This is a genomic window from Halomarina ordinaria, assembly GCF_030553305.1.
In the GTDB taxonomy this organism is placed as follows: Archaea; Halobacteriota; Halobacteria; order Halobacteriales; family Haloarculaceae; genus Halomarina; species Halomarina ordinaria.
In genome coordinates, this window is record NZ_JARRAH010000001.1 from 1501979 (window position 1) to 1523051 (window position 21073).

General features: G+C 71.8%; 23 protein-coding genes. 4 read left to right on the forward strand and 19 right to left on the reverse strand.

The genetic code is table 11. The annotated features are described in order from the left end of the window. Positions 1-148 precede the first annotated feature (148 nt). Both P1Y20_RS08145 and P1Y20_RS08150 read right to left on the reverse strand, forming a co-directional pair. A complete protein-coding gene (locus P1Y20_RS08145; protein WP_304448163.1) occupies positions 149-664 on the reverse strand; it encodes a DUF7122 family protein in 516 nt (171 codons plus the stop codon). Next, the gene (locus P1Y20_RS08150) at positions 661-1566 is read right to left on the reverse strand and encodes an RsmB/NOP family class I SAM-dependent RNA methyltransferase (protein ID WP_304448164.1); all 906 of its coding nucleotides are present in this window, start codon (positions 1564-1566) and stop codon (positions 661-663) included. Before P1Y20_RS08150 ends, P1Y20_RS08145 begins: the two co-directional genes overlap by 4 nt. Before the next feature lie 83 nt (positions 1567-1649). Between P1Y20_RS08150 and P1Y20_RS08155 the strand changes: the two genes are divergently transcribed. Continuing rightward, on the forward strand, positions 1650-2390 hold the full coding sequence (locus P1Y20_RS08155) for a proteasome assembly chaperone family protein (RefSeq protein WP_304448165.1): 741 nt from the start codon (positions 1650-1652) through the stop codon (positions 2388-2390). Between the two features lie 10 nt (positions 2391-2400). On the opposite strand, the gene P1Y20_RS08160 is transcribed toward P1Y20_RS08155, so the two are convergent. From P1Y20_RS08160 to P1Y20_RS08190, 7 genes are all read right to left on the reverse strand, one after another. Further along, a complete protein-coding gene (locus P1Y20_RS08160; protein WP_304448166.1) occupies positions 2401-2904 on the reverse strand; it encodes a DUF7575 domain-containing protein in 504 nt (167 codons plus the stop codon). A gap of 61 nt (positions 2905-2965) precedes the next feature. Beyond that, complete coding sequence (locus tag P1Y20_RS08165; protein ID WP_304448167.1) at positions 2966-3637, reverse strand: type I 3-dehydroquinate dehydratase; 672 nt, start codon at positions 3635-3637, stop codon at positions 2966-2968. 23 nt (positions 3638-3660) lie between these two features. Continuing rightward, on the reverse strand, positions 3661-4683 hold the full coding sequence (locus P1Y20_RS08170) for a DNA-methyltransferase (protein ID WP_304448168.1): 1023 nt from the start codon (positions 4681-4683) through the stop codon (positions 3661-3663). 155 nt (positions 4684-4838) lie between these two features. After that, the gene (locus P1Y20_RS08175; protein ID WP_304448169.1) at positions 4839-5801 is read right to left on the reverse strand and encodes a transcription initiation factor IIB; all 963 of its coding nucleotides are present in this window, start codon (positions 5799-5801) and stop codon (positions 4839-4841) included. 215 nt (positions 5802-6016) lie between these two features. Further along, on the reverse strand, positions 6017-7810 hold the full coding sequence (locus P1Y20_RS08180) for a flippase-like domain-containing protein (RefSeq protein ID WP_304448170.1): 1794 nt from the start codon (positions 7808-7810) through the stop codon (positions 6017-6019). A 72-nt stretch (positions 7811-7882) separates the two neighbouring features. Beyond that, on the reverse strand, positions 7883-9607 hold the full coding sequence (locus P1Y20_RS08185) for a radical SAM protein (RefSeq protein WP_304448171.1): 1725 nt from the start codon (positions 9605-9607) through the stop codon (positions 7883-7885). Positions 9608-9673: 66 nt separating this feature from the next. Then, complete coding sequence (locus P1Y20_RS08190) at positions 9674-10627, reverse strand: hypothetical protein (RefSeq protein WP_304448172.1); 954 nt, start codon at positions 10625-10627, stop codon at positions 9674-9676. A 170-nt stretch (positions 10628-10797) separates the two neighbouring features. Between P1Y20_RS08190 and P1Y20_RS08195 the strand changes: the two genes are divergently transcribed. Then, on the forward strand, positions 10798-11322 hold the full coding sequence (locus P1Y20_RS08195; RefSeq protein WP_304448173.1) for an ester cyclase: 525 nt from the start codon (positions 10798-10800) through the stop codon (positions 11320-11322). Positions 11323-11335: 13 nt separating this feature from the next. Here the strand turns inward: P1Y20_RS08195 and P1Y20_RS08200 are convergent, their stop codons facing one another. Further along, positions 11336-12460 carry an NAD(P)/FAD-dependent oxidoreductase gene (locus P1Y20_RS08200; RefSeq protein ID WP_304448174.1) on the reverse strand — a complete coding sequence of 375 codons (1125 nt, stop codon included), beginning with the start codon at positions 12458-12460 and terminating at the stop codon, positions 11336-11338. Between the two features lie 229 nt (positions 12461-12689). Then, a complete protein-coding gene (locus P1Y20_RS08205) occupies positions 12690-13490 on the reverse strand; it encodes a DUF429 domain-containing protein (protein ID WP_304448175.1) in 801 nt (266 codons plus the stop codon). A 51-nt stretch (positions 13491-13541) separates the two neighbouring features. Between P1Y20_RS08205 and P1Y20_RS08210 the strand changes: the two genes are divergently transcribed. After that, positions 13542-13700, forward strand: a complete 159-nt coding sequence (locus P1Y20_RS08210; RefSeq protein ID WP_304448176.1) for a DUF7559 family protein — start codon at positions 13542-13544, stop codon at positions 13698-13700. Between the two features lie 44 nt (positions 13701-13744). Next, positions 13745-14272 carry an Hsp20/alpha crystallin family protein gene (locus tag P1Y20_RS08215; RefSeq protein WP_304448177.1) on the forward strand — a complete coding sequence of 176 codons (528 nt, stop codon included), beginning with the start codon at positions 13745-13747 and terminating at the stop codon, positions 14270-14272. Positions 14273-14282: 10 nt separating this feature from the next. Here the strand turns inward: P1Y20_RS08215 and P1Y20_RS08220 are convergent, their stop codons facing one another. The 8 genes from P1Y20_RS08220 to P1Y20_RS08255 form a co-directional block, all read right to left on the reverse strand. Continuing rightward, entirely contained in the window at positions 14283-15071 is a 789-nt protein-coding gene (locus P1Y20_RS08220) for a DUF7388 family protein (RefSeq protein ID WP_304448178.1), read from the reverse strand. 132 nt (positions 15072-15203) lie between these two features. Beyond that, positions 15204-15431: a hypothetical protein gene (locus tag P1Y20_RS08225; RefSeq protein WP_304448179.1), complete on the reverse strand. Its 228-nt coding sequence runs from the start codon at positions 15429-15431 to the stop codon at positions 15204-15206. A gap of 72 nt (positions 15432-15503) precedes the next feature. After that, positions 15504-16103, reverse strand: coding sequence for an NUDIX hydrolase (locus tag P1Y20_RS08230; protein ID WP_304448180.1), 600 nt, complete (start codon positions 16101-16103; stop codon positions 15504-15506). 51 nt (positions 16104-16154) lie between these two features. Then, complete coding sequence (locus tag P1Y20_RS08235; protein ID WP_304448181.1) at positions 16155-16619, reverse strand: DUF7109 family protein; 465 nt, start codon at positions 16617-16619, stop codon at positions 16155-16157. After that, positions 16616-17713, reverse strand: a complete 1098-nt coding sequence (locus tag P1Y20_RS08240; protein WP_304448182.1) for a glycosyltransferase family protein — start codon at positions 17711-17713, stop codon at positions 16616-16618. Before P1Y20_RS08240 ends, P1Y20_RS08235 begins: the two co-directional genes overlap by 4 nt. Positions 17714-17759: 46 nt before the next feature. Next, entirely contained in the window at positions 17760-18944 is a 1185-nt protein-coding gene (locus P1Y20_RS08245; RefSeq protein ID WP_368662143.1) for an MFS transporter, read from the reverse strand. Between the two features lie 104 nt (positions 18945-19048). Continuing rightward, on the reverse strand, positions 19049-20140 hold the full coding sequence (locus P1Y20_RS08250) for an aldo/keto reductase (protein ID WP_304448183.1): 1092 nt from the start codon (positions 20138-20140) through the stop codon (positions 19049-19051). Between the two features lie 25 nt (positions 20141-20165). Beyond that, positions 20166-21068, reverse strand: a complete 903-nt coding sequence (locus P1Y20_RS08255; RefSeq protein ID WP_304448184.1) for an SDR family oxidoreductase — start codon at positions 21066-21068, stop codon at positions 20166-20168. Between the last annotated feature and the right edge of the window lie 5 nt (positions 21069-21073).

Sequence of the window (21073 nt, forward strand, 5' to 3'; positions counted from 1 at the left end):
GTGGCGTCGCTGTTCAGGTAGTCCACTAGTGGCGAACAGGCGACACGCGCGCTCGGCGCAGGGGAGTGTCGCACACACGCGGACCCCCGCGCCGCGATTCGCTACGGCATGGGGTCGCTGGCCGCTCCCTCCCACTTGAACCCTCGGCTCAGTCGATGGCGCGGCGTCTTCCCTTGGGTATCTGCGACCGGAGTTCGTCGTAGAGGTAGAGGCCGACGCCGAGCGGCGCCGGGTTGCCAGCCAGGTCGTGAGTGACGACGAGGTAACCCCAGTCGCCGTCCCACTCGGGGTCGACGGTCTCGCCGGCGACGAACCGCCGGGCGAGGTCCTCTTCCAGGTGGACGACGTTCTTCGTCGCGTGCGGCCCGAAACGCTGGGCGGCGTCGGTCGTCGGCTTCCAGTGTTCCTGTCTGACGCGCAGGAACGTCATCCCCAGCGCCTCGACCTCGGTCGGCGCGGACACGTCGCCCGCGAACGCCCAGAGCTTCCCCGACCCTTTCTCCCAGAACGAGTACCCCTCGAAGACGTCCCTCGGGACGCCGAAACGTTCCTCCCAGAAGTCGAGGACGGCGGCCCGTGAGGGACGGCCCTCGACCTCCCGGTCGGCGGCCGTCTCGGGGACGCGGTCGAACCGGTGGCTGACGTTCTCGCGGTGGTCGCTCACGCGCCCACCTCCAGTTTCGCACAGAAGAAGCCACCCGTGTCGTTCAGGTGCGGGTACACCCGTTTCGCGTGGCGGACCGACCCGTCGAAGCGCTCGCCGTCCCACTCGGTGACGCCGGGACGCGTCTCCAGGTCCACCTCGAACGGGACGAGGCGGCAGTCCTCCTCGCCCAGGACGGCGTCGAGGACTGCCTCGTTCTCCTCGGGAGCGAACGTGCACGTCGAGTAGACGACGGTGCCGCCCTCGCGGGTGACCTGAACCGCGCGCCGGAGGATGGCGCGCTGGATACCCGACACCGACCGGACGTGTCCGAGGTTCCAGTCGTCGAAGGCGTCGGGGTTCTTCCGGATGGTCCCCTCACAGGAACAGGGGACGTCCACGAGCGCGCGGTCGAACGGCTCGCCGTCGAAAGGTTTCAGCGAGAAGTTCCGCGCGTCGCCGTGCGTGACGACGAGATTGGTGACGCCGCAGCGCTCGGCGTTCGAGCGGAGCGCGGAGAGTCGCCCGAGGTTGCTGTCGTTGGCGACGAGCGTCCCGGTGTCGTCCATCCGCGCCGCGAGCTGCGTCGTCTTGCTCCCCGGGGCGGCGCAAGGGTCGAACACCCGCTCGCCGGGGTGGGGGTCACAGACCACCGCCGGGAGGGCGCTCACCTCCTCCTGCCCGTAGAGCCAGCCGTGGAAATACGGCCACGACGTGCCGGGACGGCGCGAGTCGAGGCGGAGGAGTTCGGGCAGCCAGTCGGCTCGCTCGAACTCGTAGCCCCCCTCGGCGAGGGCGTCGGTCGCGCGGGAGACGGTGGTCTTGATGGTGTTGACCCGAACCACCGACGGGAGCGGCCGCTCGCAGGCCGCCCGGAAGGCCTCGTAGTCGTCGACGAGCGGTTCGTAACGCTCCAGAACCATGGTCGGGAATCGCCGCGGCCGCGTTTGTGCGTTTCCATCCCGGGTGGGAATAGCGTTAACCCGAATCCGACCGTGGGTCGACTATGGCACATATTGCCGTCGAACCGGACATCTCGCTGTCGAACCCCACCCTCGTCGAGGGGCTCCCCGGCGTCGGCCTCGTCGGGAAGATAGCGGCCGACCACCTCGTCGAGACGCTCGACATGACCTACTACGGGGCGGTCCACTGCGACGGCCTGCCGCGCGTCGCGGTGTACCACGGCGACTCCTCGGAACTGAAACCCCCCGTCAGGCTCTACGCCGACGAGGAACGGGACCTGCTGGTCCTCCAGAGCGACGTCCCCGTCTCCCCGCAGAACGCCACGGACTTCGCCAGTTGCATCACGGGCTGGCTGACCGACAACGACGTCACGCCGCTGTTCCTCAGCGGCCTCCCGACGGAGAAGGACGACGACGTGCCGGCGGTCTACGGCATCGCGACGGGCGACGGGGACGCGCTGCTCGACGAGGCGGGTATCGTCCCGCCGGTCGAGAGCGGCCTCGTCAGCGGGCCGACGGGTGCGCTCCTGTACGAGGCGGGGCGACACGAACTCACCGGCGTCGGCCTCATCGTCGAGGCCGACGCACAGTTCCCCGACCCCGAGGCGGCCCGCGCCATTCTCGAGAACGGGGTCAAACCGCTGGTCGACGTCGAGGTGAACACCGAGGAACTGGTCGACCAGGCCGAGGACATCCGCGAGGCGCGCGAGCGCCTCGCCCAGCGGATGCAGCAGGCCGAGGAGGGCGAGAGCACGCAGGCCCAGCCGCTCCGGATGTTCCAGTAGCGACCGGCGACTACGACTCGACGTCGAACTCGGTCGCACACCAGGGACAGAAATCGTACTCCGCGTCGACCTCCCGCCGGCAGTTCGGACAGCGCGACCCGCGCTCGTCCCGGTCGCGACTCGTCGACGCGCCGCTCGCCGACGCGCCTGCTCCCGCGCGATCCGTCGCAGCGTCGGCGGAGTCGTACGTGACCCGGCCACCGGTCCCCGCCCCGGCACCGGAACCGCTCGCCTCGCCGTTCCGGGCGGCCAGCCAGTAGGCGTCGAGCATGCTGAACGCCGTCACGGAGACGATGGCGAGCGCCGCGGTCAGCGGGAGGTCCTGCTGTGCCCGGAGGATGGCGTCGAACCCACCGCGGCTGCCGACGAGGTCCGGCGGGACGACGACGAGCGCCGTGGCGACGGTGAGGAGGAACCAGAGGAGCGCCCGGAGCCACTCCCGGAGGTAGACGTGCCCCAGCCCCGGGTAGACGAAGGCCAGCGCGACCGCGAGCCACGGACGACGCTTGCTCACAGTCGCCACTCTACGGGCGAGACACATGAGCGTTGTGACAGGGACGGGTCCCGAAACGGCGTCAGCCGAGGTCGGAGACGAGGCGCCGGAGCGTCCGGAGGTCGTACTGCCCCGGTGCGGTGGCGTCGGCGGGGTCGACCGGCGCGTAGCCGATACGCGACCCGTAGACCGGGGCGACCGCCCGCGAGTGTCGTCCCGCCTCGCCCATCGCCATCGTCGCGACGGCGTGACCCGCCTCCGTCTGGGCGTGGGTGAGCGCGAGCAGGCGCAACACGTCGCCGCGCGACCGGGCGGTCACCGCCAGCTTCCCCACGTCGCCGAACTCCCGGGCCTGCTCCAGCAGGCGGGCGAGTTCCGCACGGGGCGGCGTCTCCTCGAAGTCGTGGACCGAGACGACGGCCGTCGCGTCCTCCTCACGAGCGGCCTCGACGGCCGCGCGACCGTCGCCCGCCGCGATGGCGGCGAGTTCGACGTCGACCGCCGCCACGGCCGGGTGGGCCGCGGCGTCACAGAGCGCCTCGACACGCGCCTCGTCGTCCGCGGCCTCGCCGCCCTCCCACTCGACGCGGTTGGTCGCGAGCACCGGCAGGTCGCCGTCGTAGTCGTCGAGCGCCGCGAGCGGGTCGGCCGCGAGGTCCATGCGGAACTCGACGGCGTCGGCGTGCTCGCGGGCGTCGGCTTCGGCCGCGAGGTCCGCGATACTCGCCGCGAGGACGAACGAGTCGAAGTCCATACCCCACCCATCCGCCGCGGGGGTCAAAACTCGACCGGGGCGTGCCGGCACCGGAACCCGTCGTCGGTCCGCTCGACCGACTCGACGTCGTACAGCCGCACGCGGCGCTCCTGGCGCGTCATCACCGGGAAGTCGTAGTGTTCGGCCTCGTAGTCGAGGTCGTCGCGGCCCGCCGCGAACGCGCGGTGGCGCTCCAGTCGGGCGCGGGCGCGCTCGCGAGAGGTCTCGGGGAGGTCGGCGAGGCGCGCCTCGAACGCCCCGACGAACGAGGCGTCGAGTTCGTAGCCGACGGAGTCGCGTGCCGCGAGCATGGCCGCGAGCGTCGTCGTCCCCGTCCCCCAGAACGGGTCGAGGACGACGTCGCCGCGCGTCGAGAACATCCGGACGAGGCGGAGCGGGAGCGCGAGCGGGTAGGCCCCCGAGCGCTCGCGGCGGTCGTCGTCGGGCGCGAGGTCCTGCGCGGCGCCGTTGAACGTCCAGAGGTCGGAGAACCACTCGTTGCGCTCCTCCCAGAAGTACGCCGCCTCGTAGCGCTCGTCGGCCCCGGGGTCGAGGCGGCGCGGCCCGCCCTTCCGGAAGACGAGGACGTGTTCGTGTTCGAGCGTCGGGTAGGCGTTCGGGGGGAGCATCCCCGACCCCATGAACTTCGTCGCGCGGTTGACCGGCTTGCGCCAGAGCACGCCCGGCAACTGCGCGAGGCCGTGCTCGCGCATGCGGCGGACGATTTCGACGTGGTTCGGGTAGAGCGAGAACTCCTCGACGGTCCGGGTGGCGTCGCCGACGTTGACGCAGGCGATGCCGCCCGGCGCGAGCACCCGCGCTACCTCCGCCCAGACGCCGTCGAGGACGTCGTGCATCAGGTCGAACGCCCGGTCGCCGTCGTCAGCGTCCAGCGCCTCCCCCACCGCGGGGTCGAGCGACGCGAACAGGTCGTCCCACATCTCTATCATCGGGTAGGGCGGGGAGGTGACCACGAGGTCGACCGAGCCGTCGGGGAGCGCCGACTCGCGGGCGTCGCCGACGTGGACCGCGTGCTCGGTCTGCATGCACGGTTCGTGCGCCGGGGAGGTCTAGTGTCTTGTGGTCGCGCGGACGGCGGAGCGGCCGACGGTCGAGAACGGAGAGGCGGGGGACGGACGACGGCAGACGACCCGCTCGACGCGACGCTCGGAGGGGTGAGAGACGAGGGGACGGCTATCGACTACAGCGGGATGTCCTGTTCGGCTTCGAGCAGTTCGTGGTAGCGGTTGCGGATGGTCACCTCGGAGATGTCGGCCACCTCGCTCACCGCGGCCTGCGTCGTCTTCTCGTTGGTGAGGAGGGCGGCGGCGTAGACGGCGGCGGCGGCCAGCCCCACGGGGGACTTCCCGGAGTGGACGCCCTGCTCCTTGGCGTTACGGAGCAGCTTTCGAGCGCGGTTCTCCGCCTCGTCGCTCAGTTCGAGGGCGCTAGCGAAGCGCGGGACGTAGCTCTCGGGGTCCGCCGGCTTCACCTCGAGGCCGAGTTCCCGCACGACGTACCGGTAGGTGCGGGCGATCTCGCTCTTCTCGACGCGCGAGACGTCCGCGATTTCGTCGAGGCTGCGGGGGACGCCGGCCTGCCGGGCGGCGGCGTAGACGGCGCTGGTGGCGACGCCTTCGATGGAGCGTCCGGGCAGCAGGTTCTCGTCCAGCGCACGGCGGTATATCACGGAGGCCATCTCGCGGACGTTCTCGGGGAGACCGAGGGCGCTGGCCATGCGGTCGATTTCGCCGAGCGCCTGCTTGAGGTTGCGCTCCTTGGAGTCGCGCGTGCGGAAGCGCTCGTTCCACTTCCGGAGGCGCTGCATCTTCTGGCGCTGGCGCGACCCGAGCGAGTTGCCGTAGGCGTCCTTGTCCCGCCAGTCGATGTTCGTCGACAGCCCCTTGTCGTGCATCATGTTCGTGGTGGGGGCGCCGACGCGCGACTTCTGGTCCTTCTCCCTGGAGTCGAACGCGCGCCACTCCGGGCCGCGGTCGATGCTGTCCTCCTCGACGACCAGCCCGCAGTCCGAACACACGGTCTCGCCGTGTTCGGTGTCGCTGATCAGGGTGCCGCCGCACTCGGGGCAGTCGAGCCCCTCTCGTTCGTCGGACTGTTCCGATTCGTTCGTTCGCTCCCGCGTTCGGGTGTTCGAGTCACTCATTTGTGAGGGCGTCCACTATCCGGGCAGGAGAAACCCCGAAAATCCCGGACAGGTGTCTGGTACAATAGCTTCGTCCGAAAGCTTCTTAACCTTTCCGATACCGAGTGTACGGTTCGTTCACTTCGTCCACGAGACGAATCGCCGCGTAGTCCGGCGGTTTCCCCGGTCGAGTGACGGGCGCTCACACGGGACGTACGGCGGTCCCCCACCGTCCCTCAGTCCATCTCGGCGGTCTCGACCTCGCGGGTCTCGTCGACGGCCGTCGTCAGCGAGACGTTGAGGGCGAACGTCGAGACGACGCCGCCGGCGACGGTGACGGCGTTCTTGACGGCGTGGTCGACGATGGCCGCGCCGAGGGCGGTGGCGAACCCGACCGGCGTGAGCGCGACGACGAGGAGGGTGAACGCCCCCTCGTAGAGGCCGACGCCGCCGGGCGAGAGCGGGAGCACCTTCGCGAGGTTGCCGACGCTCACGGCGAAGAAGCCGACGGCGACGAACAGCGTGGGGGAGAGCGCCACGTCGAAGGCGGCGAAGACGAACAGCGCGGTGACGACGTCGAGCGTCCAGATGGCGAGACTCGACGCCCCGATGCGTGCGAACGCCCGGCGGTCGTGGGCGACGCGCTGGACGTCCGCGACGAACGACTCGACGACGCCCGCGGCGGCGGCGGCGTAGGAGTCGGTGCTGACGCGGGCGAACGCCCGGCGGACGAACGAGTCGTCGCGGCGCGCACCGAGGACGATGGCCCAGACGGCGAGGAGGGCGGCGACGCCCACCGCGGCCGCCACCGTCAGGGCCGCCTCCCCGCTCCGGCGGTAGGCGGGAGGCACGCCGTCGAGCCCCGAGGGGTCAGCCGCCCCGGCGAGCGACAGGCCGAGCAGGACCGTTCCCGCGAGCGTCGTGATGGTCAGGAGGTCGAAGACGCGCTCGACCGCCAGCGAGGCGAACCCCGAGGGGTAGGGGACCCCTCGGCGGGCCTTCACGACGTAGGCGCGGATGGCGTCGCCCGCCCGCGCGGGGAAGACGAGGTTGCCCGTCTGGCTGAGGAACACCGCGCCGGTCAGGAACCCGAGCGACGCGTCGTAGCCGAGTTCCGAGAGGATGTCGCGGTAGCGTCCGCCCCGAAGCGGCCACGAGAGCGCGTAGAGCGCCGTCCCGAGCGCGACCAGCAGGGGGTCGGCCGCGCGCATCTCCGCGAGGACGGCGCCGACGTCGATGTACACGGTCATCAGGAGCGCGGCGAGCGCGACCAGCAGGACGCCGCCGGCCAGCGTGACGCGGGGGGTGAGCCGCGGGGCGACGGTGAACTCCCACCAGCAGCGCGTCACCTGCGTCCCCATCCCGAGGACGTCGCGCACGAAGTGGACCTTCGTCTCCTCCGGTGAGCGCCAGCGGACGGGGAGCTCCTTCACTCGATACCCCCGGCGCTGGGCGCGCACGAGCACCTCCGTGTCCCAGAACCAGTGTTCGTCGCGGACGTCGTCGAGGAGCGAGAACAGCGCCTCGCGGTCGAACGCCTTGAACCCGCACTGGTGGTCGCGCAGCGACGACCCGAGCAGGAAGCGGACGGCGGCGTTGAACCCCCGGCTGGGGGGCGACCGCTGGGACGGACGGGTCGGTTCCCGGTCCGCTCCGAGGCGCGACCCCGTCGCGACGTCGTACCCCTCGGAGCGGACGCTCTCGACCAGCTCCTCCAGGTGGTCGATGTCGGTGGCGAGGTCGGTGTCGAAGTAGACGAGCGTCTCGCCCGCCGCGAGACGGAACGCCCGGACGAGCGCACCCCCTCGCCCCAGCCGTTCGTCGGCGTGGACGTGGCGCACGCGGCGGTCGCGCCCGGCGATGCGGGCGGCGACCTCGGGCGTGCGGTCGGCGCAGCCGTCCTCGGCGACGAGCACCTCGAAGCTCCCCTCGGGGAGGAAGGAGGCGAGGGCGTCGAGCGTCCGCTCGACGGTCCGTTCGATGGTCGCCGCCTCGTTGTAGGCGGGCAGGACGACGCTCACCTCCGTCATTGCTCGGCGGTTGGCACGGAGCGACAAGTGCCTTGCCACTGCGGTCGGTCCCCGTCCGTTGGCGGGCCGGCGTCAGTCGGCACCTTCGGGCGTCCGGACCGTGAGGAAGTCGTCGAGGTCCACCTCCGCGCGCGCGGCGGCGTCGGCCACGGAGTCGAACGGCCGGTCGACGACGAGGTTGCCCGCGCGCTGGCGCCCCATGCCCGGAATGGCCGTCAGTTCGTCCATCGACGCCGCGTTCACGTCGAGCGGGTAGGGGACGCCCGTCACCGAGCGGTAGCCGTGGTCGGTCACCGCCACGTCGACGGTCCGGCCCAGTTCGCGCTCGCCCGGAATCCCGACCAGCAGAGGGTAGGTCCCGAGTTGCCGGCCGAAGGTCTTGCCGTCCTGGTGGTACTCCAGGTGGACGTCGTGCAGGCGCGTCCCCGCGGGCGCGACGCGCTGGAGCATCGGGTTGTCTATCTCCTCGCGCACCTCCCGCTTGTAGCGCTTGAACAGCTTCTTGTGGTCCGTCGCTATCTGCGACCCCGTCTCCGACATCTCGGTGCCGGCGAAGGCCATCACCTGCCGGATGTTCACCCGCCGAAGCATCAGCCCCTCGTCGTAGACGCGGTGGAGGAACGCCTTGTTCAGCTCGTAGGTCTCGCGGCGCTCACCCTTCAGCCCGTGGAGGAGGTTGATGCCGGGCAGGAGCTTCGGGAGGCGCTTGGTCTCCTCGCCGTGGGTGGGCGCCGCGGCGGGGTCCTCGCCGGGGCGCCACCCGGCCGCCTCGTTGACGACCCGGACCGCCTCGAAGCACTCCTCGGCGCTCACGTTCAGGTTGTTCTCCTCCTGGACGACGGGGTCCGCGCTCTCCAGTCCGAAGGCGGCGGTGTCCCCGGGCGTGTTGTGCGCGGCGATGACCTCGATGCCCTCGCGCGCGAGGTCGGGCCACTTCACCACGGTGATGGGGTTCATGTTGTCGAGGTGGAGCGTCCCCAGTTCCGGCGCGACCTCGCGGATACCGCCGTAGAGCGCCCGGAGCGCGTCGGGATTGGGCTTCTCGCCGTCCCCGCCGTAGGCGAGGATGTCGGCCTGCCGGCCCAGTCGGAAGTGTCGCACGCCGCGCTCGTAGAGCGCCTCCACCTCCGAGACGACCGTCTCGGGCGGGCGGAAGGTGGCGTTCCCGTAGAGCGGTTCCGTGCAGAACGAACAGCGGTAGGGACAGCCCCGCCCCGTCTCGAGTTCGGCGATGAGGTAGTCGGGGTGGTTGGGGTGGTGCTCGACGACGAACGCCCCCGTTCGCGCCCAGCGCGTCACCTCCTCGACGTCGCGCATCCGGTTGTTGAACCCCTCCAACCCGCTGGCGACGAGGTCGTAGGCGGCGGCCTCGACGTCGCCCTTCGCGACGAAGTCGTAGTCGAGGTCCTTTCGCTCCATGTCGCTGCCCCCCTCGTTCTGGTCGCCCACGCCGAAGCGGACGGGGCCGCCCATCAGCGTCGTCCCGTCGGCGGTCCACGCCATGCGGCGCACCTCGTCGGGTTCGGCGGGCGTCCCCCCGACGTACTTGCCGGGGACGGTCATCCCGCCGATGTATATCATGAGGTCGGCCTCCTCGACGTCGCGCCAGCGCGAGGGCTCCTCGCGCAGCGCGTCGATGGTGTGGTAGGTGATTCGTCCCTCGGGGACGCCGGCGTCGACGAGCGCGCCCGCCGTGTAGCGCGGGTACGTCGAGACGTAGGGCGGAACGCCGAAGTGCGCCGGCTCGTCGACGTAGCCGTCCACGAGCGTCACGTCGAGCGTCGCCGGGTCGGTCATACCCCGAGTGAGCGGACGAGCGCGTAAAACGGTGACTACCCGGGGCGGCGCGTCAGACGGGTCCCGTCACGCCTCGGACGCGGTGACCGAGAGGACGTAGTCCTCGCCGTCGAACCGGACGTACCACCCGCCGGCGGGGAGCGCCTCCACCTCGGCGAGTCGGTCGCGCAGGGCGAACGCGCCGTCCGCACAGCCCGCGTACGACCCCGAGACGGCCTCCTTGACGACGGCGCGCTCTTCCTCGGGGAGGCCGTCGAGGTCGAGACGGTACGCGCCGGCGACCGCCTCCTGGAGGTCGGCCTCGTCGGTCCCTACCTCCTCGGCCTCGAAGCGGTAGACGCGCTGTTGCTGGGTCGTCGGTTCGCCGCCGTTGACCCGGTAGGTGCGCCCGTCCCACCGGACCCACACCTCCCCGGTGAACGCCGACCCCTCGTCGCCGTCGGGGTAGGACGCGGGGTAGTCCTGGACGTTCAGCGACCCCTGGGGGTGTTCGCCCTCGCCGTCCGACCCGTAGACGATGCGCAGGAGGACGTCCTGGTCGGCCTCCGAGAGCGCCTCGAACGGCTCCATCCGGGCGTCGGCGGGCGCCTGCTGGCCCTCGGACCACGAGACGTCGAGCGGGATGACGGGCGTCTCCTCCGTCCCGATGCGGGTGCGCTCGACGGCGTAGTACGACCCGCCGACCGCGACGAAGTCGCCGCCGCCGAGCGAGGGGACCCGGGTGGTACGGACCTCCTGGGGCCCCTCCTCGGCCGCCCGTTCGATGGCCACGGCGTCGACCACGCCGAGGTCCGAGAGGACGTCCTCGGCGGCTGGCGCGCCGGCCGTCGCCGCGACGCGGACGCGATTACCGGAGCAGTCGGGCGCGGTGTCGTTCGCGTCGGCGTCGGACGTGTCGTTCCCGTCCGACTCGTTCGACTCGTTCGGCGTGCCGTTGGCGGCGTTCGGGTCGGCGTCGGAACAGCCGGCGACGAACAGCGCTCCGGCGGCGACCAGGAAGTGACGGCGGCGAGTGGGCATGGTCGAGCCGAGTAGTGGCAGTCTGATAAGTATTTCTCGCATTCGGACAGATAGTGACCGGTTACCGGTTCGTCGCCGCGCCATCCGGGAGTTTCCGATGGTCTTGGCGCACGGACGTGAGGAACCGTTACGTTCTCGCGGCGCCTACCTCCCCGGGCCGAGTGGTCGACATGGCGAACGAAGTACACGAGACGGAGGAGATGAAGGGTGCCGCGATGGGGTTCGTCGAGGAGGTCTGGAACGGGCGTCACTACGAACTCATCGAGCAGAAGATAGACGAGGGGTACGCGGGCCACTGGTTCGCGGTCGGCGAGGACGGTCCGGTCGACCGCGACGGGCTTCGCGAGTTCGTCACCGCGGTCCACCGGGGGTTCCCCGACTTCCACATGGACGTCGAGTTCGTGCTCGCGGAGGGGGACATGGTCGCCGTCGGCTACACCAGCGGGGGAACCCACCAGGGCGAGTTCATGGGAATCCCGCCGACCGGCGAGTACGGCGAGGCGACCGGCGTCTTCGTCAACCGCTTCGAGGAGGGCCGCGTGGTCGAGTCGTGGGCGTCGTGGGACGCGCTCGGCCTCTTCCAGGACGTGGGCGTCATCCCCGAGGCGTTCGGGCTGACGAACCTGCTCGGGACGGGCCTCAGCATGGCGCGGCGGAACGTGACCGAACGGGCGCGCAAACGCCGCGCCCGCTGAGCGTTTTCACGGATTACTCGTCCCGCGCCACGTCCATCCCCTCCACGATGTCGAAGTCCTCGTCGCCGTCGAAGCGCGCCGGCGAGAAGTGGTCGATGCCGTCGCCCCCGAGCACCTGCTCCGCGGCGACCTCCCCGAGCGCCGGCGCGCGCATGAAGCCGTGGCCCTGCCACCCGGCGGCGACGTAGACGCCGGGCGCGCACTCGCCGAGCAGCGGGTCGCCGTCGGGCGTCGCGGTGCAGAGGCCGGCCCACGCGCGGTCGACACCGAACGTGCGCCCGACGCCCGTCGCGAGGTAGTCGGCGCAGTCGGCGACGAACCAGTCGTCGGCCGCGCGGTCCCAGTCGTCCGGGTCGCGCTCGACGGGTTCGGTGCCGTCGCCGACCAGCAGGCCGCGCCCGTACGGCCGGAGGTAGTACCCGCCCGAGGCGTCGAAGAGCATCGGGAGGTCGTCCCGGAGAGGGGTCGCGCGGGTGACCAGCGCCTGTACCCGGTACGGTTTGAGGGGGACGGGAACGCCGGCGTCCGCCAGTACGTTCCCCGTGTGCGCCCCCGTCGCGACGAGGACGGCGTCGAACGACTCCTCACCGTGACCCGTCGAGACGACCGGTGACCCGTCGAGGCGGAGCGACGCGGGCGTGTGCGTCCGAATCTCCGCACCCGCCTCCCGTGCCCGGTCGGCCGTCGCCTCGGTGTAGGCGGCCGGGTCGACGTAGCCCGCGTTCTCGGCGACGGCCGCCACCGCCACGTCGTCCGTCTCGAGGAGCGGAAAGCGGGCCGCGAGCGCCCCCGAATCGAGCAGCGACACCTCTCGGCCGTGCTCGCGCATCCGGTCTACTCCCTCGCGGATGGCGTCGGCCCGGCGGTCGTCGCCCCCTCGCGCCAGCCAGACGTAGGGGCAGTCGGTGAACGCGAACCCGCTGGTGTCGGAGCGTTCCCGGAAGCGTTCGAGCGCCCGGGCGCCGACCGCGGCGTCGATCCGGTCGGCGTAGGCGTCGTAGCAGAGCCCCGAGGCGCGGCCGCTGCTCCCGGCGGCGACCGCACCGCGCTCGTAGACGACCACGCTCGCCCCGCGCGCCGCGAGGTCTGCGGCCGCGGTGACGCCGACGGCGCCCGCGCCGAGGACGGCGGTTCTCACCGGTGGCCTCCTGCGGACGCTCGTGTCCGCGGCACGTCGGAGCCGGTGCGGACGGCAGTTCTCACCGGTGGCCCTCCGGCGCGACTCGGCGCGCCGAAACAGCGGAACCGGTGTGGACGGCGGTTCTCACCGACGACCTCCTGCAAGGGGTCATGGACGACGAGTGCGGTGCGTCGGAACGAGACATAGCCGAGAGAGGACGTGCGTCCGACGTAACTCCTCGCCCGTCTCAGACGTAGATGTGGCCCTCGACCGGAGTCCAGGGCTCCACCGGGGCGAAGTCGGCGCGCCACGCGCGCCAGGCGGCCAGCGCCGCGACGACGCTGTCGAGGGCGTCGCCCCCCTCGTCGGCGACGAGCGTCTCGCGCGTGTCGGCGTCGACTTCCAGCGGCGTCCGCGCGGCCAGACCGTCGACGATGCGCGCTCGGCGCCCGCGCGCGCCATCGTGTCTGGCGTCGTCCTTGTAGCGCCGGTCCGGGAGCGAGCACGAGCGCAGCGTCGCCGCGGGGTATATCTCGCAGAGCCACGGCGGGTCGCCGCGGCGCATGGGTGGAGCCGAGGCACCCCGGTCGACGAGCGGCGCGAGGACGTCGCGCACCCCGTAGAACGTCTGGTGGGCGACGAGCCAGTGGTAGGGCGAACTGGCGCCGGTACGCTCGTCGGTGGCGCGTTTCAGGAACGTCCGGTCGCCGTCGGCGTGCGCGTGCGCCCGCTCGGTGCAGGTCGCCCGGAGGGCGTCCGGTCCCTCGTGGGCGGCGACGATGGCGAGGCCGTCGGGCCACGTCGCGGCGGGGTCGAGGACGGCGCGCGGGAGGCCGAAGGAGAAGTCGAGGCCTGCCGGACCGTCGTGGGCGGCGAGCAGGTCGCACAGGTGCGAGAGCGCGGGTGCGCGGTCGGCCGTCCCGGCGCGCGCGGCCAGCGAGCGACAGTCGGTCACGCGGAGGGTACCGTCGCACCACGTCGCTGCCGCGACCCACGTCTTCGCGCCGGCGTCGCGCGCGCCGCTGAAGTCGACCCCGATGACGTCCATACCTCCCCTCCGGCCCGTGGAATTGATTAGCGGCCCGCTCCAATCCCGGGTATGCCGAAGACGCTGGAGGTCAAGTGTACGGAGTCGGAGTGCGAGTTGGACATGTTCGAGTTGCACTACACCTACGACATGCCCGAGGAGACCACGGTCGCCGACTTCTCCTGTCCCTACTGCGGGTCGACCGACGGTCTCGAAGAGATAGCGCTCTGAACAGAGGAACCGATAAACCTGCCCCACACGAACTCATGGATACCATGAAAGACCTCAGCGAGCGCGTCGAACGCGTCGTCCTCGACAACGTCGGCCGAGCGTTCAGTCGCGTCCAGGAACGGACGCCCCTGCCGGCCGACCTGCTGGAGAGCGACGACGCCTACCTCGTCGTCTTCGACGCCCCCGGCGCCACCGGCGACGACATCGACGTCCGCTTCGACGAGAACACCGTCCGTGTCCGCATCGACCGCTTCCGTGACTACTACGAGGACTACGAGATGCGCATCCCCGGCCGCGGCCTCGCGCTCGACGGCGCCGTCACCCTCCCCGAGGGAGCGACCGTCGACCCCCGGACGGCCGAGGCGACGCTCACGAGCAACGGCACGCTCCGCGTCCGCATCCCGAAGACCGAGGACGAACGCGACGTCCCCGTCGACGTGACGACGGAGGACGACGCGGACGCGGATGAGGACGAGCCGCGAGACCGAGACGTCGGCGACTCCCACACCGACACCGACAGTGTCGACGACGCGGAGCGCGTCGACGCCGACGACTCGGCGGACACCGCCTGAGTTCCCGTTCTCACCGGAACGCCGCCGGCCCGCGGGCGGGGTAGCCGACGACCGTCGTCGCGCCCGCCTCGTGGAGCGCGTCGACCTGCTCGCGGACCGACTCGGCCGTCCCGACGAGCGCGAAGTCGTCGGCCGCCGCGAGCAACACCTCGCGAGCGCGACCCGTCGCGGTGCGGTCGGTCGCCGCCCCGTCGGGGAGCGCCCGGCGCACCGCCCGCCGACGCGAGACGTACCCGCCCAGGGCGTCGAGGATGGCGTCCTCGTCGGCCGTGAGCACCGTCGGCGCGTAGACGGCCACCTCGCCGTCGAAGCCGACGGCCCTGAGCGCCCGGAGCTCGCGCTCCGTCGCCCGGCCGAGCAGGTCGTACTGGACGCCGCCGGCCGCCAGCGCGAGGCGTTCGATGCCCTCGGTGCCGACCCACGGTGCCGGCGCGTCCTCGTGATAGTCGGCCAGCGCGGCCCGGAGGCGCGGGGCGACGGCGCGGGCGCGTTCGGCCTCGGTGAGGTACGCCGCGTTCCCGGCGACGAGGACGCGCCCGACGTCGGGCGGCACCCGTTCGACGAGCGACCCGTCGCCGAGGGCGTCGAACCCGTCGGCCCGGACGGGCGTGGTGAGGTAGACCGTCAGGTTGTCGGCGAGCGCACGGAGCGTCGCCGCGTCGGGGAGGTGCTCGCGACCCTCGTAGTCGATGGCGACCGTCTCGACGCCGAGGTCGAGCGCCGCGCGCACGTCGCACTCCGTCGGCTTGAGCGCGATGGCGTCGATTCCCGTCGTCGAGAGCGTCCGCTCTGTCAACATGGTGTCACCTGTGTCATGGAGAGGTAGCTAGGGCCGGTGCGGAACTCGATCAGCCGCGTGTACGACCATTGCCCGAACGAGGGCAGTTCGGCGCATAAGCGTGTCGCTCGGGGCGAGTGTGACCCGCCTCGCTCAGCGACGCGACCGGTCGAGGGCGTAGAGGACGGCCGTGACGATGCCGGTGTAGCGAACCGTAGGGACGAGGACGTCGGCGAGGGCGTCGAACGCGCCGACGTCCGGCGCGCCGAGGAGCCACGCGAGGACGGACGCGAGGAAGAAGGCCGCGAGCAGTATCGCCGCGATGCGGACCGCCTCCCGCGCTAGCCACGCCGTGTCGACGGGTCGTGTGCCGAGTGCCATACACGATACTATCCGCAAGCAGATAAGTCAGTTTCGATAACTATGTCCCGTCCGTTACTATCTGTCGGTCGTTCACGAGGGGAGGTCGGCGTCCGGGTCCACCACCCGGTCGACCTCCTCGGGCATCCGCCAGTCGGTGGCGAGTTCGAGGAACTGGACGAGCATGTTGCCCGTCGCCCCCCAGACGGTGAAGCCGTCGACGTGGAAGAAGTGCAGTCGGACCTCCCCGTAGTGGGGGTGCTCGCGGCGCTCTGACTCGTAGTTCGAGCGGTCGGTGAGGTCCGCGACCGGGAGGACGGCGATTTCGGCGACCTCCCGTTCGTCGGGGACGTAGGTCGTGTCGGGGACCCAGGCGACGAACGGGCGGACCGAATAGCTGGTCACGGTCCGGATGTCGTCGAGGCGGCCGACCACCTCGACGGTCTCCGGGTCGAGACCGATCTCCTCGTTGGCCTCCCGCAGCGCCGTCGCCAGCAGGTCCTCGTCGGTCGGTTCGCGCCCCCCGCCGGGGAAGCTCATCTGGCCGGGGTGTTCCCCGAGGTGGTCGGCGCGCTTCGTGAACAGTATCGCGGGGCCGTCGTCGCGGGCGACCAGCGGCACCAGCACCGCCGCCTCTCGCTCCTCGTCGGTCACCTCGACCGGCCGGTGTGCGGCCACCCGCGACAGGTCCATATCACCCCCTCGGACGCAGGTGGCTTACGTCCTGCGCCACGCGGTGTGATGTCACTGCTCGTCGCGCGCGGCGTCGAGGCGACGGCGCACCTCGCCCAGGTCGACCGGTCCCCACGCCTCGATGTCGTAGCTCGCGTCGACGAGGCGGGCGAGTTCCTCTCCGCTCGGGTCGGCCGCGAGCGCCCGCGCGGCCTCGGCCCGAAAGCGCTCCTCGGCCGTCCGCGCCACCGCCTCCGTGTCCGGCGTGCGCGGGGGGACGTCGAGGATGTGCGGGAGGTCGGCCGCCCCCTCGGGGAGCGTCGGGAACGCCGCCGGACCGACCACCAGCAGGCCGTCGTGGTCGACGAGTTCGTACCGCTCCAGGGCCGTCTCGACGACCTCGTCGTCGGGCGCGTCGGCGTCGTGCTTGAACGCGAGTTCGGCGAGCGCCCGGTCGAGTTCCTCGCGGGTGAGCGCGCCGAAGAGGTCGACGACCCCCGCGAGGTCGTCGCCGTCGAGGGCGAGGTCCGCGCTCATCCGCCCGCCTCCGCGAGGTCCGTTCGAGTGACCTCGCGCACCGCCGCGGGGTCGAGCGGCGCCTCCTCCCACGGCGGGAGGCGACGGTCCTCGCTCGGCGGACGGACGGCGTCGGCGTAGGCGGCCACCTGCTCGCGCTCCTCACGCGGGTCGTAGACCAGTCCGTTGAACGCCGCGTCGGTCGCGTACTGGTCGACGAGGCCGTCGGCCGCCTCGCGGTAGGCCGCCCGGAGCGCGTCGAAGTCGGGGTGGACGCCGGCGTCCGCGAGCGCCTCGAACAGCGCGGCGCCGACCTGCTCGCTCATGTCGCCGAGGCCGCTCGGCCCCGCGACGGCGCGGTGGTCGTGCTCGTGGACGCCGAGGTCGACCTGGGCGGTGCGGGCGAACCCCGCCTCGCGATAGGCGCCGCCGAGCGTCCCGACCTCGAGGCCCCACCCGCGCGGGAGCCACAGGCGCCGGGCGAGGTCGGCGCTCGCGGCGAACTCCCCCGAGAGGGCGTACCGGAAGGCGTCGAGGTAGTCGACGACGGGGTCGTCGTGGCGGGCGGCGAGCGCCCGGAGCAGGGGGGCGTAGAACAGGCGAAAGAGCCGCCCGTAGAGCCGGTCGTCCTCGACGCGGGCGTAGTAGCCCTTCGAGAACTCGTGGCCGTGGGCGAGCGGGAAGAGCAGTCGCCGGACGTGCCGCTCGGAGTAGCGTTTCGCGTCGGCGTCGTGGACGACGACGAACGACTCGCGGGCGGCGGCGACGCCCAGCGCCAGCCAGACGTCCCGGCCCTTCCCCCGCGGGCCGTCGAGGCCGGCGCTCGCGAGCAGGTCGGTGACGCCGGGGCCGTCGCACCACAGCACCTCGCAGGGGAGGTCGTACCCCGAGAGCCACTCGTGGACCGCGCCGACCCGCCCCGCGTCCGCCCGGAGCGCGACGACCACCCGACCGGGCGCGAGGGTCTCGAGGGTCGTGAGCACGCGGTCGGCCGCCAGGCTGGCGTGTTCACGCTCGGTCATGGGGACGACGACCGCCGCCCGGTCCACCGGCGCCTCGGGGACGGGGTCGGTGAAGTCGTGGAGCGTCGTCACCCGCTCCTGTACGTATTCCATCGCCGGGAGGTGAGGACCGACGAGGCAAAAGTCCCGCTCTCTCCGGCTACTGCTCGACGGCCGCACCCGTCGTCGGGAGGCGGCCGTCGACGTAGAGACCCACCAGCGCCCCCATCACGAGCAGGAGGCCGAGCGCCGCCCCGCTGGCGATGGCGTCCCACGACAGCCCCGCGTCCCGGAGGACGCCGAAGGCGACGGAACCGCCGGCCTGCGGGAGCATCATCGTCCCGCTGAAGACGGCGTAGGTGCTGGCGCGGTGTTCGCCCGGCACCGTCGCGAGCATGTAGGTGTCGACCGCCGGGAACAGGCAGTGGATGACGAACCCGACGACGACGGTGAGGGCGACGACCGCCAGCAGGTTCGACACCGACGTGAGCGCGAGCAGGCCGAGCGCGAACGAGACGGAGATGGAGATGACGAACGGCACCGTCGGGAGGCGCTCGGCGAGGTCGCCGCCCACGACGAACGCGGGGATACCGGCGGCGAACAGGACCGTGAGCATCGTGTTGGCCGTCGGTTCGGCGAACCCCTTCGCCTGTATCATGTAGAGGACGTAGAAGTTGAACACGCCGTTCCAGACGAAGCCGGTGAGGCTGACGAGCGCGATGCCCGAGACGATGATGCGCCACTGCGCGCGCGCCGCCCCGAGGAGGTCGCGGTCGGCCTGCCCCACCGACGGGAGGGGCGTCCGCCGGCCGACGAGGAACAGCGCGAGGGTGACGAGCGCCGTCGCCACCGCGATGACGTGGAACGTCGCCCGCCACGACCCGACCGCGAGGACGGCGACGACCAGCGGCGCGGCCCCGACGGCGGCGAACTGGCTCGCCGCGCCGTGGAGGCCGAGGGCACGCCCGACGTTCCCCGGGAACAGTTCGCTCACCAGCGGGGCGGCGGCGATGAAGTAGGGGCCGCTCGCGAGCCCCATGCAGAACGCGCCGACCAGCAGCGCCTCGACGGAGGGGGCCACCGCCGCGAGCAGCGCCGCGCCCGTCAGGACGACGCCCGCCCCGAGGATGACGACCATCCGCGAGGTCCTGGTGAGGAGGTAGCCCGCGAGGAACCGGGGGCTCGCGCTCCCGAACCAGGCGAGCGCCGTGAGGAGGCCGAGGGTGGCCTCCGTCACCCCGAAGGCCTGCTGGAGGGGCGGGAGCAGCGGCGCGTAGATGACCCGACCGAGGTTCACGAGGAAGACCATCGCGCAGAGAGAGCCGAACAGCTGACGGCGAGACACGACTACGACTTCGCCCCGTCGCGTTCAAAGCTTGCGAAACCGGTGGCCTCACCCCCTATCCGCGGTGACCGCTATCACGCGGCGCGCGAGTCGTTCGCGGTCGACTACTCGAACGTCCCGTCGAACGCGCGGGCGCCCATCGGCTCGAACGTCCCGGCGGCGAGGTTCTCCGCGAGGTGCTCGGGCGTGCTCGTCCCGACGAGCGAGGAGGTGACGCCGGGGGCGCTGCGCGCGAAGTTGAGCGCGCGCTGGGCCGGCGTCTCGCCCGCGAGTTTCGCCGCGACGGGGTCCGGAATCGACCCCGCCCGCGCGAGGTCGCCCTGACCGAGGGAGGCGCTGGTGAAGACGCCCAGCCCCGCGTCGTGGGCGAACCGGAGGGCGCTCTGTGGCCCCTCGACCGACTCGTGGGCCTCGACGGTGAACGCGTCGGCCATGTGGACGTTGAACGGGAGCTGAATCGCCCGGAGGTGCGTCGAGGCCGTCCCCGCCTCGTCGGAGGCGGCGCGAGCGCGGTCGACCACCGCCGGCAGCGAGAGGTAGGCGTCGTGGTCCGGCGGTACCCGGAAACACCGCCACGTCGCCACGCCGTAGTGGCGGATGTCGCCGGCGGCCGCCCGGCGTTCGAGGAGGGTGAACGTCTCCTCCAGCTGGTCGTACACCGCCTCGCGCGAGCGCTCCTCCAACTGCGTCTCCGGGTTGTGGACGTAGTAGAGGTCGACGGTGTCGACGTCGAGGTTCGACAGCGAGCGGTCGAGCTGGTCGTCGACGAACCCCGGCGCGATACAGTGGATACCGCGCACGAGGTCCTCGCGCTCGACGACGCCGGTGTCGAGGTACTGCTCGCGGACGTACGCCGCCGGGTCGGCGGGGCGCTCACCGTCGAAGGGGACGAACCCACCCTTGGTGGCGACGAGGACCGCCTCCCGGTCCACGTCGGCGTCGGCGAGCGCACGCCCCACCACGCGCTCGGAGCGCTGGGCGCGGTAGTTGACCGCGGTGTCGACGACGTTGATGCCGTTCTCGAGCGCCTTCACGACGGTCTCGTGGTAGGCGTCGTCGACGTCGTCCGTCGGCTCCCCGAGGTAGGTTCCGAGCCCGACGCTCGACACCACCCCTTCGCCGAACCGCCGGAAGTAGGTGCGCGCGAACCCGTCGAACGCGTCCCGGTAGGCCCACGTCGCGTTCTTCGTGACCATGTCCGTCCCTTCCCGACGGGGGACCTTACGTTGCCGTATCCGCGTCGCCGGTCTCCCGATAGGACTCGACCGCCGCGCGGTAGCCCTCGCGGTAGGTCGGGTAGGCGAACGCGTAGCCCCGTTCCCGGAGCCGGGCGTTCGAGCAGCGCTTGCTCGTCAGGACGCGTCGACGGGCCGCCTCCGAGAGGTCGCCCGCCTCCAGGCGCTCCTCCTTCGTCCGTTTCTCGGGGCGCTCGACGCCACACTCGTCGGCCAGCCAGTCGGCGAGCGCCCACTTCGAGACGGGTTCGTCGTCGACGGCCAGCAGGAGGTCGTCCGGCGGCCGCTCCTCGACGACGAACCGGAGGACGCCGGCCGCGTCCTCGCGGTGTATCATGTTCAGGTAGCCCTCGGTGACCGGTCCCTCGACGTACCGCTCCAGCCGGTAGCGCTCGGGACCGTACAGCCCCGCGAAGCGGACGACGGTCCCGTCGATGCCTCGCTCGGTGGCCTCCTCGCGCGCGACGCGCTCCGCCTCGGCGAGCACGCGGGTCTTCTCGGTCGTCGGGTCGAGGTCGGTCTCCTCGTCGACCCAGTCGCCGCCGTGGTCGCCGTAGACGCCCGTACTGGAGGTGTACACCAGCCGCTCGGGCGGGTCCTCGCGGGCGGCGAAGTGGTCGATTGCGGTCCGGAGGCCGTCGACGAACACCGCGCGGGCGGCGTCGGCCCCTCGACCGCCGGAACTCGCCGCGAAGACGACGACGTCGACGTCCGGGACGGCGGCGAGCGACTCGGGGTCGGTCACGTCCGCGCGGACCGCCCGCGCGCCGGTCGCCTCGACGTCGGCGAGGCCCGACTCGGAGCGCCGGACGCCGGTCACGTCGTGGTCGGCGAGCTGCCGGCAGAGTTCGAGGCCGACGTAACCACAGCCGAGGATGGCGAGCTTCACCGGCG